Below are 11,968 nucleotides of genomic sequence, written 5' to 3' on the forward strand. Positions count from 1 at the left end.
ATGACCACGCCCATCGCACCCATCGCACCGGATGTGCGCACCGCCCACCTGCCCACCACCACTCTGGCCGAGCTCAACGCCGCCGCAGGGCTCCAGACCCGCGTGGATCGCAAGTACCTCCTGCCCGCGAGCCAGGCCCAGGTGCTCGTCAACCGCCTCAAGGGCGCCCGCGTCCTGGAGATCCACGGCAGGCGCCGCTTCGCCTACGCCTCGACCTACTTCGACACCCCGGACCTGGACTCCTACCTGCTGGCCGCCCGCGGGCGCCGGCGGCGCTTCAAGGTCCGCACCCGCACCTACCTGGACTCCGCCCTGTGCTTCCTGGAGGTCAAGACCGTCGGCGCACGCGGCACCACCGTCAAGTGCCGCCTGGAGCACCAGGCCGACGACGCCCACCTGACCGATCAGGACCGCGCCTTCGTGGCGGACTGCCTCATCACCTCGGGGGTCGCCGCCCCCGATGAGGCACAGGAGCTCGCTCTCACCCTGAGCCCGGTGCTATCCACCACCTACGAGCGCACCACCCTGCTACTGCCCGACCGAACCCGCACCACCCTCGACACCACGCTGACCTGGCGGCGACTGACCCGCAGCTCGCGGCGCGCCCCCACGGCCCCCACCCCGGCACCGGCAGAGCCTCGTCGCGTCAGCCCGAGCGAGCCGCTGACCACCGGCTGCGCCGTCGTGGAGACCAAGAGCCTGTCGGGCCACAGCTCGACCGACCGCCTTCTGTGGGCCGGCGGCCACCGCCCCCGGCGCATCTCGAAGTACGCCACCGGCATGGCCCTGCTGCATCCCGCACTGCCAGCCAACAGGTGGCACCGAACCATGACTCACGAGCTCGCCGAGCTCACCACCGCCGCCTGAGCACCGACCAGGCACAACGATCAGGAGAACACCGTGAAGAACCGCACTCGCCTCACCCACCGCGCCACCGGCGCTCTGGCCCTGGCCGCCGCCCTGGCCCTGGCCGCCGGATGCTCGACCAGCGCCGCCGACACCTCCGCGAGCTCCCAGGGCTCATCCTCGCAGTCCGCGAGCGCCCAGAGCTCATCCTCCTCGTCCTCGGGCTCGAACGCCGCGTGGACCACGATCAGCTCCCAGACCGCCTCGGCCTCCACGGGGGCCAGCGCCGCGGACATCCTGGGCGCCAACGCCGAGGTGACCAGCGCCTCGACCGAGGCCGACGACGCCGGAACCACCGACACGTCGGGGGCCACGACCATCGCCCTGTCCGACTCCTCGGCGAAGGTCTCCGGCTCGGGCGCAAGCGCCGAGGGCTCGACCGTCACCATCACCGAGGCCGGCACCTACGTGGTCTCGGGGAGCAGCAGCGATGGCCAGATCGTCGTCGCGGCTCCCGACGCCGAGGTCCGCATCGTCCTGGACGGTGTCTCCCTGACCAACAAGGACGCCCCGGCCATCGATGTTCAGGACGCCGGCGAGGCGATCGTGGTCCTGGCCAAGGGCTCGACCAACACCCTGGCCGATGGCTCCTCCTACGCCGACACCTCCTCCGAGGCCCCCACCGCGGCCCTGTTCTCCTCCGACACGCTGACCCTCACGGGCACCGGCTCCCTGAGCGTGACCGGCTCCTACAAGGACGGCATCTCCTCGAAGAACGGCCTGATCATCACCGGCACCCCCACCATTGAGGTCAATGCGGCCGACGACGGCATCCGCGGCAAGGACTACCTGGCGATCACATCGGGGACCGTCACCGTCACCGCGGGTGGGGACGCCCTGAAGTCCAGCGAGGACAACGACGAGACCAAGGGCTTCGTCTCCCTGGGCAAGGCGATCCTGACCCTGACCTCCGATGATGATGCCATCGCCGCCGTCACCGACGTCGTCGTGGACGGCACCACCCTGAGCATCACCGCGGGTGGCGGCCAGGCCAACGCCGTCCCCGAGGAGCAGGCCCCTCCGGGGCAGGACACCCAGGACTCTCAGGCCGAGGACACCACCCCCTCCCCCAAGGGCATCAACGCGGGGGTGAGCTACACGCAGGACTCCGGAACGGTGACTATCAACTCGGCCGATGAGGGCATCCAGGCGGCCTTCGTCAACGTCAACGGCGGGGAGCTGTCCATCGCCGCCGGGGACGACGGCATCAACGCCTCCAACGGGGACTACGTCATCGAGGGCCACGAGAGCGCGGACTCGGAGTCCGATGACGGCTCGGTCCTGACGATCTCGGGCGGCCAGGTGGAGGTCTCCTTCGCCTCCTCCGACGGCCTGGACTCCAACGGCTCGGCCTACGTCACGGGCGGAACGGTCGTGGTCTCCGGGCAGGCGGGCGCCATGGACGGCTCGGTGGACGCCAATGGCGAGACCCAGCTAGTGGGCGTGACCGGCTCGCCGAGCGTGACCGCCGGGGACACCCTGACCATCACCGATGCCAGCGGGAAGGAGACCACAGTCGATGTGAACTTCACGGCCTCGGCGATCACCGTGCTGGGGCTGACCGAGGGCGAGGAGTACACGGTGTCCTCGACCTCGGGCGGCTCGTCCACGGGGACGGCGGCGGCCCTGTCCTCCGGGATGGGCGGTCCTATGGGCGGTCAGGGCGGCCCCGGGGGCCAGCCCCCGAGCGGCAGCTGAGCCCCGGTCACCGGGCCCTGCTCGCGCAGGGCCCGGTGCGGTCGATCCGCCCGGTGCCCGCCGATGAGCAGCGGCGAGCACCGGGCGGATGGCCTCCGCAGGACCAGGGCCGCTCGGGGACCCGGTCGGCCCAGCGGAGACCCACCGCGCGCCCCAGACTTCTCCCAGGGTTTCACCGGGAAGATTTCCTCATTTTCCCACACATCCATCATGCGGATCTTCTCCTGCGATACCAACCTTTTCTCCCTGCGGCAATTGCTCCAGCCGACCGTATTCACAGTATTTCCTCATAGTTTTCTTAGGGAGCGCTCCTAGGTTCGCACCACATGTTCCCGTCCTATACAACGGTCCCCCACATATGCCGTTAGGAGCCCCCTTATGTCCTTGACATCCCTCACCGCCGTGGCGTCCCTGCCTCATATCGGCGCCGATCTCATCGCCCTGGCCGTCCTGGTGGGCCCCCTCTACGCCCGTCGCCACAGCCGCAAAGACCTGACCGCCGCCTACATCGGCGTCAACATCGGGATCCTGGCCGTCACCCTCCTGCTGTCCTCCTCCGAGGTCGGCGCGGGCCTGGGCCTGGGCCTGTTCGGCGTGCTGTCCATCATCCGCCTGCGCTCCACCGAGCTGAGCCAGCATGAGGTCGCCTACTTCTTCGCCGCCCTGGCCCTGGGCCTGCTCGGCGGCATCCAGACCGCGCCGATCCCCCTGGTGTCCGCGCTCATGGCCCTGGTCGTCGCCTCCCTGTGGATCTGCGACCACCCCGCCCTCATGGGCCGCAACCGCCACCAGGTCATCCTGCTCGACCGCGCCATCAGTGATGAGCCCATTCTCACCGCGCACCTGGAGCAGCTGCTCGGAGGCCGTGTCCAGTCCCTGGAGGTCCGGCGCCTCGACATGGTCAACGACACCACCCTGGTCGATGTCCGCTTCCGGATGCCCCGCTCCCAGCGCCGTCGCGCCCGTCACGAGGAGCCGGTCATGTCCCAGCCCGCCCCGCCGTCAGCGCCGCATGCGGTGCCGCGCCCTGAGCCCCGCCCCGCCTTCCAGGTCGTCGACCCCATGAGCCAGCCGAGCGCCTGGCCCGACGGCATGCCCATGAACCGGAGCGCCAGGCAGCCGGTGGCGACTCGGCCCATGTGACCCGGTCAGGAGCCAGCCATGCCCAAGCACGCACAGGCCGCCCTGCGCACCAGCGCCATGGACACCATCACCCTGGCCCAGCTCAATGAGGAGGCCGATCTGCTGACCCGCATCGACCGCAAGTACCTCATCCCCTCATCCGAGGCCCAGGGACTTCTCGACATCCTCGCCCCGCGCAGCCAGGTCCTCCAGATCGGCGCGCTGCAGTCCTTCTCCTACGCCTCGACCTACTTCGACACCCCCGGCCTGGGGACATACATGCTGGCGGCCCGCAAGCGCCGTCGTCGATTCAAGGTCCGCACCCGCACCTACCTGGACTCCGCCCTGTGCTTCCTGGAGGTCAAGACCGTGGGCACGCGCGAGTCCACCATCAAGACGCGCCTGCCCTACGACCCCAAGGACGCCAACCGGCTCACCAACTCCGGGAGCTCCTTCGTGGCCATGCGCCTGACGGAGTCCAGCATCGCCGGCACGGCCGACGCCGCCGCCTTCACCAATGCGCTGACACCGGTCCTGGCCAACAACTACGACCGCATCACCCTCCACCTGCCCGACGACGCCGCCCGGGTCACCGTCGACACCCACTTGACCTGGAGGATCCTGGGCTCGGGGGCCAGACCGCCCGCCTGCGTCAAGGACTACGTCGTCATCGAGACGAAGAACCCCTCCACCCCGTCATTGGCGGACCGCTACCTGTGGTCCCTGGGGTATCGGCCGGCAGGCCTGTCGAAGTACGCCACGGGGATGGCCCTGCTGACCCCTGGGCTGCCGACCAACAAGTGGCACCGGCTCCTGACCCGCCAGCTCGCCGACGCCGGTCCCGCCCCCTACACCGCCCGCCACGCCGCCTGAGCCGGCCGGCCTCCGTCAGAGGATCAGGCGGGGATCAGGCGGGGATCAGCCAGGCCGTGGCGTCCGCCGGCAGCACGCCCCGGTGGATCGGGGCGCTGGAGATGAGCACCTCGCCGTCGGGCAGCTCCACCGGGGCGCCGAAAGCCGTCCAGCACTGCACCTCGCCGCGCTGGAAGGCCAGGGCATGCTCGGGGGCCTCCAGCCAGACCAGCTCCGCCCCGGCCCTCCAGTGCCGGCGTCGCAGCTCCAGGCCCCGCCGGTAGAGGGCCAGCGTGGAGTCGGGGTCCTCGTCCTGGACGGCGACCGACCTGCTCCCCCAGTCCCGGGGTTGGGGCAGGTGGGGCTCACAGCCCTCGGGGCCGAATCCGAGGCTGGAGCCCGCCTCCGTCCAGGGCAGGGGCACGCGGCAGCCGTCACGCCCCTTCTCCACGGCCCGGTTGCGCACGGCGATGGGGTCCTGGAGGCGCTCCTCAGGAATGTCGGGGACCTCGGCCAGGGCCAGCTCATCGCCCTGGTAGATGTACATGGAGCCGGGCAGGGCCATCACCGCCAGCGCCCCGGCTCGGGCGCGGCGCTCGCCGGCGAGGGCGTCGTCGACGATGCCGGGCGCATCGCCGTCAGCCAGGAGCCAGGCCCGGGCCAGGGCCAGGGAGCGGCCCGCGGGGAAGTCCTCCTGCCCGGCGGCTGGGTCGTAGGCGCGGTCGGGGCCGTCGCTCGGGGCGGTGGGCGCCTCCTGGCGGGGGTCGAAGGCGTAGCGACTGGCCACACGGATAACGTCATGGCAGCCCAGCACCCAGGTGGTCGATCCGCACTGGGCCAGATCCGCAAGCCCCGCCTCGATGGCCCACCGATAGGACACGGGCGTGAAGTCGGCGTCCTGCATCTGGAAGTTGAAGGCCTGGCCGACGCTGGCCGCGTAGGCCGCGCGGCGCGAGGCCGCCACACCGGCCTCGGCCACGGCGAAGCGCGGTGGATCGTAGGCCTCCAGGACCTCGCGCCACTCGCGGTAGATCTCATGGACCTCGTCGCGGTCGAACAGGGGGTGGGAGCCGTCCTCGGGAAGCGGCCACCAGGGGATCTCGCTGAAGGGCCTAAAGGGCCGGGACATGTCCTTGGCCATGCCGGGGGCCACGTCGATGCGGAATCCGTCCACCCCGCGATCGGCCCAGAAGCGCAGCGTGTCCAGGAAGTCCTCGCGCACGATGCGACTGTCCCAGTTGAGGTCGGGCTGCTCGGGGGCGAAGAGGTGGAGGTACCACTGGTAGGGCCGGCCGGTTCCCGGCCCGGTCAGGGGCCTGCCGGAGGCGTCGACATCATCGATGCGGTCCCAGGCGGGGCCCCCGAACAGGGAGCGCCAGTCATTGGGCGGCTCCGCGCCGTCGGGGCCGGAGCCCGGGACGACGTGGTAGAGCGCCCGCTCGGGGGCATCGGGACCGCCGGCCAGAGCGGCGCGGAACCACTGGTGGCGGTTGGAGGAGTGATTGGGGACGATGTCGGTGATCACCCGGATGCCGCGCTCGTGGAGGGCGGCCACCATCGCATCGAAGTCCTCCAGGGTGCCGATCTCGGGGGCCACATCGCGGTGGTCGTCGACGTCGTAGCCGCCGTCGGCCAGGGCGGAGGGGTAGAAGGGGGAGAGCCAGACGGCATCGACGCCCAGGGCCTCCAGATAGGGCGCGCGGGAGGTGATGCCGGCCAGGTCGCCGATGCCGTTGCCGTCATCATCGGCGAAGGAGCGCGGATAGATCTGGTAGATGACGGCGTCGGCCCACCAGGGGCGCTCACCGGCCCGGGAGTCGGCAGCCTGTGAGGGGGCGGAGGGGCTCGCGGGAGCGGGGCTCGTGGTCACGGGCAGACCATGCCACAGTCCGGCCGGGGGTCTGAAACGAAGTCAGTGAGTGGGCTCCGCCTCCCGACTCCCGCCCCAGGAGGCGGCCGCGGCGAGCGCCCGGTCGTTCTCCTCAGGGGTGCCCACGGTGATGCGCACCCCCTCCCCGGCGAAGGGGCGCACCAGGATGCCGGCGTCCCTGAAGTGCTCGGCCAGCGCCGCGGCCCGGGACCCCACGCCCAGCCAGTAGAAGTTGCCCTGGGACTCGGGGACGGCCCAGCCCTGGTCCCGCAGGGCGGCCACGACCCGGTCGCGCTCGGCGGCCACGGCGGCGCTGCGCCGCGCGGTCTCCTCCAAGACCTCGGGCTCCAGGGCGGCCAGGGCGGCGGCCTGGGCGGGCAGGCTCACCCCGAAGGGCGTGGCCACCGATCGGATGGCCGCGGCCAGGCCCGCCTCGGCGATGAGGCAGCCCACCCGCAACCCGGCCAGGGCGTGGGCCTTGGAGAAGGTACGGGCGATGACGAGGTTGGGGTGATCGGCCAGCAGGTCCAGGGCGTCGCCCACCGCCGGGTCGGTGACGAAGTCCAGGTAGGCCTCGTCGACCAGGACGACGACGTCGCTCGGCACGCCGGCGACCAGCTGCCCCAGCTCCTGGGCGCTGAGGGCGGGCCCGGTGGGGTTGTTGGGGGTGCAGGCCATGACCAGGCGGGTGCGCTCGGTGACGGCCGCCAGCATGGCCGGCACGTCATGGCGGGCCTGGGGGGTCAGGGCGACGGTGATGGCCCGCGCCCCGGCCACGGCGGCGCAGATCGGGTAGGCCTCGAAGGAGCGCCAGGGCAGGACGACCTCCTCGCCCTCCTGGCACACCGTGTCCAGAAGGTGCTGGATGAGGGCCACCGAGCCATTGCCGACCACCACCTGGTCGGCGCCCACGCCGAAGCGGGCGGCCAGGGCCTCCACCAGGGTCTGGCCGGTCATCTCCGGGTAGCGGTTGGCGCCCTCGGCGACCTGGACGATGGCGCGCACCACCGGCTCGCTGGGGGGCAGGGCCAGCTCATTGGAGGAGAGCTTGACCACCCCGGGGCCCTCGGCGCGCGCCCCGGGGACGTAGGCGGGCAGGGCGGCGATGGCCGGGCGGATGCGTAGCGTGGTCATGCTGCCCATCCTGGCACCTCACAGCATGCGCTGGAAGGATCAGCCACCTGCACCTGTTGGAGTGATTGTTGGAGCGCATGACCATATGAGGAGATGATGCGCATGGAGATGGTGATTCGGACTCTCGGCAATGCCGTTGGGCTGTGGCTGGCGACCCGCCTGCTCAGTGGCCTGAGCGTTCCCGAGGGAGCCTCGACGGCGGGAATGTGGATCAACCTGCTAGTGGTGGGGGCGATCCTGGCCCTGGTCAACTCCCTGGTCAAGCCGGTGGCCAAGTTCGTGGCCCTCCCTCTGTACATCCTGACCTTCGGGCTCTTCGCCCTGGTGGTCAACGGGGCGATGCTCCGCCTGGCGGGATGGCTGACCGACAGCCTTGGCGCGCTGGGGGCGGGCGGCTCGATCCCCCTGGGCCTGGAGGTGACCTCCTTCGGCACGGCCATCATGGGCTCGCTCATCGTCTCGGTGATCTCGGCGATCATCGTCTCGGTCCTGGTGGACCGGGACCAGTAGGCCCCCAGTTGGCCCCAGTGGGCCTGGGGCATGCGGCCCGGTGGCGCTGATGGCCCCATCCCGCCTCCTGCGGTGGCCGGGGTCCGCCGACTATCCGGGATCGGCGGGTCTGGGCTGGGGCCGGGCCACGGGCTCACTCAGGGAGGGCGTGGGCGCGGAGCTGGGCGCCGGCCGAGGGTTGGGCGCGGTGAAGTCGCGGTTGATCAGGAAGACGTACTCGGTGGTCGTGGCCCCCTCCTCGCCGGCCCCGGAGGCTGAGGTGAAGGCCTGGTTCCACGGGGCGATCTCCGGGTAGTGCTCCTCCAGCCCCTCGGCGGCGTCGGCGTAGACCAGGGAGCCGTGCGGGTAGGCGGCGATGTCCATGTCGTGAGTGTCGATGAGGGCGACCTGGCGGTTCGGCCCGGTGGGGGTGGCGGCGCCGTCGAGCCCGGGGACGGCGTCGCCCGTGTTCTCCAGATGCAGGGCCTGGACGGACTCGGGCAGCTGGGCGCCGGCGGTGGGGGCGCCGGCCGTCAGGATGGAGGTGACGTGATAGCGCTCCTGGATGGCGGGGTCGGAGGCGAGGTTGGTCACGGTGATCCCGCCCTGGGAGTGTCCGTACATGGCGACCTCCTCGCCCGGGGCGATCCCGGCCTGACGCATGGCGGTCACGACGGCGCTCTCCATGACGGTGGGAGCGCCGGCCACCCCTTCGAGATTGGTCAGCAGGTCCTGGGGCTCGCTGCCCCCGGCGGTCCAGTCGGTGGTCCCCGGAACATAGACCACCCAGGAGACGCGGCCGTCGTCGTGCTGCGTGCGCTGGATGGAGATGCTGCCGACCTCGGCGCCCGCGGACCGCTCCCGACCGGCGATGCCCTGGACCTCGTGGCAGTGCCGGATGGTCTCCGAGATGCTGCGCGGCGCCTGGGCGGGCGCCCCGCTGCCGGCGCTTCCCTCGGGAACCGGGGAGGCCAGGCCGTAGGGATCCCTGCCGGGAGGCCTGACGACGGCCTCCCGCCCGCCGACGGGCCGGACACTGACCCCGGTGGGCGTCCCGAACAGGCGCGCCCCGGAGCTCCGGCTGCTCTGGGCGAGGTAGAGGCAGGCCCGCTGCATGGCGGTCAGGTCCTCGACGGGGACCACCTGGGTGCCCACCTGGGCGGTGGAGGGGAGCCCCTGGGAGATCCACGGGTCGAGGCGCGTGGCCACCGCGTCGAGGTAGCCCTGGATCGTGGCTGATTCCCGCCCGGTTCTGGCCTCGGTCAGCCACCAGCTCATGAGCACCAGGCGGGCGAAGTCCTCCTTGACCCACTGCGCGGTGCCGGGATCCCCCAGGAGCACCTGCACGCCCTGGTAGATCTCCAGCTGATCGCCCTGCGCGGCCAGGAGGAGGGTGGCCGCCTCGACCAGGCTCGAGGGGTCGGTCGCCTCCTGGCCCAGGGCAACCAGGGCCGGGCCCACGAGGGCCAGCATCGCGTTGTCGAAGGCCGCCGCATCGACGGCCCCCACGGGGCTGGTGCCCGCGGGTGCGGCCCGATTCTCCGCCTGCTCGTACAGGTCCGCGCAGGCGGTCAGGTCGGCGGAGAGCGCCCTGAGCGTGTCCGAGGCATCGCTCAGGGAGCCCGGCCCGGTGGTCAGGCTGACCAGGGCGCTGATGGCGGTGGTGCGCTTCACCTCGAAGTCCATCGCGGGGCTCGCAACTGGAATGGGCTCAAGCGCCACTCCCGGGGAGGTGGGGAGGATCGGCCCGTCCATCGATAGGACTATCTGGGATGTTGATGGCACCCTGTAGAAAATCGCGCTGTCCGCGGACGCCGGATCGACAACGGGTCCGGGACGGGTCCTGACCTCCGCCAACACATTGTTGGCCTGGGTCACCGCGTCGTCGAGGGAGTCGGCGGCGGTGCTCAGGGTCGTGGCCATGGTGTCCAGGTCCTCGGTGCTGACGCTGAGGGTGCCCCCACTGACGATGATGGCCGCCCCGCTGCCATTCCACCGGGTGGTCCAGTCATGCTGTGTGGTGGGCAGCTGGGTGTCGGTGGGCGGGGACTCGGGAGGGCCCGGGACGGTGCCCTGGTCGCTGCGGGAGGTCGGGGCGCTCATGGCACAACCCCGCACTGAGTGCTCACGGAGTCCAGGGAGTCGACGGCGGTGTTGGCCGTCTCGAGGAGCGTGGAAACCCCACTGACGACAAGAACGGCGGCATCCAGTGAGGTCTGGAAGGAGGTGGCGGCCCCTCCCGTCCAACTGACCGGGACGAGGGTGGGCAGGGTCTCCACGGCGGTGTTGTAGTGGTCTTCTGCGATGGCGACGGCGAGGCTCATGCTCTGACGCTAGGGCGCCGTCGGCGCGGGCGCGCGGGGGCGGGACGTCCCTGTGGATTCCCGGGGCGATCCGGTCCCTGTGGTGCGCGGCCAGGCCCGCGGATCCCGATGCCCGCCCAGGGCGTTGCAGGCGCACCTGGCGTCGCGGGCGCGGTTTCGCATCACTCGCCCCTGTGCGAGGCTCAGTGCGATGGCGCGAGCCGGCGCCGTCGGCGCATCCGAGCACCGGGCTCGGCCGGCTCAGACCTCGCGCGGCCGGCCTCCCAGGCGGCGCATGCCCCACCAGCACCAGGCGGCCACCGCCCAGGCCATGACCATGAGCCCCGCCTGCAGGCCCCGATCCCAGCCCACGGCCGGCATCACCAGCACCGCCGTGCCGGCGGCCAGGCACTCGGCGGTGTTGAACAGGACGTCGTAGATCGAGAAGGCCCGACCCCTGTAGGCGTCATCGGTGTCGGCCTGGATGATGGTGTCCACGGCGATCTTCGCCCCCTGGACGCCGACGCCGAACACGAACAGCCCCGCGCACATCCACGCCCGCTCATGGGTGGATACGAGAATCGCCTGCCCGGCCGTGCCGCCCAGCAGGCAGACGACCACCCAGGCCGAGGGCGCGACCCACTCGTGGGCCAGGGGCGTGAGCAGCACGGACAGTCCCTGCCCGGCGAGCATCGCCCCCATGAGGGCCCCGAAGGCGGCCAGACCGGCGTCGGCGTCGTGGGGCGGGGCCAGAAGATTGCGGGAGGACACGATGATGGTGATGAGCTGCATCCCGTAGACCAGGCGGTGCAGGGCCATGGTGCTCAGTGCCAGGCCCGGGGTGCCACGGCGCACCAGGTAGCGCACGGCCTGCCCCAGCTCTCGCAGCGTGGTGGCCAGGGCCCTGCCCAGGCCGGCCCCCCGGCCCCCGGTGCTCGCATCCCAGTCCTGGGGGCCCAGCTGCCCGATCCCCAGGCGGGTGACCATCGCCGCCGCCGCGCAGTACATGCCCACGGCCACCGCGAGACTTGCCGTGTCCTGGGCGGAGCCGGCCGGCAGCACCAGCCGCAGGACCACCCCGGTGATGGCCCCGAGGGCGGAGGCCGCTCCCCCCATGGTCGGCACGATGGAGTTGGCCACCAGGAGCCGCTCCCGATGGATGATCTGGGGAAGGCCCGCGGACAGGACCGCCAGCAGGAAGCGGTTGATGCCCAGGGCGATGAGCACCAGGACGTAGATCGCCGCCCCCACGCCCACGACCTGGAGCATGACTGCCGTGGCAGCGATGATGCCGGCGCGCAGCAGGTTGCCCCACAGGAGGATCTGGCGGCGCCGCCACCGGTCGATGAAGGGACCGGTGAAGGGACCCACCAGGGTGAAGGGCGCCAGCATGACCACCAGGGCCAGGGCCACCCCGGTCACGCTGGTCAGGTTCTGGGGTCGGAAGAAGAACAGGGCCGCCAGTCCGGCCTGGACCAGGCCGTCCCCGGTCTGGGAGATGAGCCTGACGGCCAGCAGGGTGCGGAAGGCCGGGACGGCGGAGAGTCCCTTGAGGTCGGCGGTCAGGCGCATGGGCTCATGCTGGCCCGGCGGG

Annotated in this window: 10 protein-coding genes; 5 read left to right on the plus strand and 5 right to left on the minus strand. The window is 71.5% G+C overall.

Translation table 11 applies throughout. The annotated features are described in order from the left end of the window. The 4 genes from EL266_RS02500 (at position 1) to EL266_RS02515 (ending at position 4,599) form a co-directional block, all read left to right on the plus strand. Entirely contained in the window at positions 1-867 is an 867-nt protein-coding gene (locus tag EL266_RS02500; protein WP_051280930.1) for a polyphosphate polymerase domain-containing protein, read from the plus strand. Positions 868-900: 33 nt separating this feature from the next. Further along, a complete protein-coding gene (locus EL266_RS02505) occupies positions 901-2,604 on the plus strand; it encodes a carbohydrate-binding domain-containing protein (RefSeq protein ID WP_051280931.1) in 1,704 nt (567 codons plus the stop codon). 378 nt (positions 2,605-2,982) lie between these two features. Beyond that, on the plus strand, positions 2,983-3,747 hold the full coding sequence (locus EL266_RS02510; RefSeq protein WP_026426230.1) for a DUF4956 domain-containing protein: 765 nt from the start codon (positions 2,983-2,985) through the stop codon (positions 3,745-3,747). An 18-nt stretch (positions 3,748-3,765) separates the two neighbouring features. After that, complete coding sequence (locus tag EL266_RS02515) at positions 3,766-4,599, plus strand: polyphosphate polymerase domain-containing protein (protein ID WP_051280932.1); 834 nt, start codon at positions 3,766-3,768, stop codon at positions 4,597-4,599. A 34-nt stretch (positions 4,600-4,633) separates the two neighbouring features. On the opposite strand, the gene EL266_RS02520 is transcribed toward EL266_RS02515, so the two are convergent. Together EL266_RS02520 and hisC are read right to left on the minus strand one after the other, a co-directional pair. Further along, positions 4,634-6,448 (minus strand): glycoside hydrolase family 13 protein, encoded by a 1,815-nt coding sequence (locus tag EL266_RS02520; RefSeq protein WP_051280933.1) that lies wholly within the window; start codon positions 6,446-6,448, stop codon positions 4,634-4,636. A 42-nt stretch (positions 6,449-6,490) separates the two neighbouring features. After that, entirely contained in the window at positions 6,491-7,582 is a 1,092-nt protein-coding gene (gene hisC, locus EL266_RS02525; RefSeq protein WP_197719262.1) for a histidinol-phosphate transaminase, read from the minus strand. Between the two features lie 102 nt (positions 7,583-7,684). Between hisC and EL266_RS02530 the strand changes: the two genes are divergently transcribed. Next, positions 7,685-8,092 carry a phage holin family protein gene (locus tag EL266_RS02530; protein WP_026426232.1) on the plus strand — a complete coding sequence of 136 codons (408 nt, stop codon included), beginning with the start codon at positions 7,685-7,687 and terminating at the stop codon, positions 8,090-8,092. 90 nt (positions 8,093-8,182) lie between these two features. Here the strand turns inward: EL266_RS02530 and EL266_RS02535 are convergent, their stop codons facing one another. The 3 genes from EL266_RS02535 to EL266_RS02545 all read right to left on the minus strand — a co-directional run bounded on the left by EL266_RS02535 (position 8,183) and on the right by EL266_RS02545 (position 11,946). Then, positions 8,183-10,174 carry a hypothetical protein gene (locus EL266_RS02535; protein ID WP_051280934.1) on the minus strand — a complete coding sequence of 664 codons (1,992 nt, stop codon included), beginning with the start codon at positions 10,172-10,174 and terminating at the stop codon, positions 8,183-8,185. Beyond that, positions 10,171-10,395: a hypothetical protein gene (locus EL266_RS02540; RefSeq protein ID WP_026426233.1), complete on the minus strand. Its 225-nt coding sequence runs from the start codon at positions 10,393-10,395 to the stop codon at positions 10,171-10,173. Before EL266_RS02540 ends, EL266_RS02535 begins: the two co-directional genes overlap by 4 nt. 240 nt (positions 10,396-10,635) lie before the next feature. Further along, complete coding sequence (locus EL266_RS02545) at positions 10,636-11,946, minus strand: MFS transporter (RefSeq protein ID WP_026426234.1); 1,311 nt, start codon at positions 11,944-11,946, stop codon at positions 10,636-10,638. Positions 11,947-11,968 lie beyond the last annotated feature (22 nt).

This window comes from Actinomyces slackii (assembly GCF_900637295.1).
Taxonomy (GTDB): Bacteria; Actinomycetota; Actinomycetes; order Actinomycetales; family Actinomycetaceae; genus Actinomyces; species Actinomyces slackii.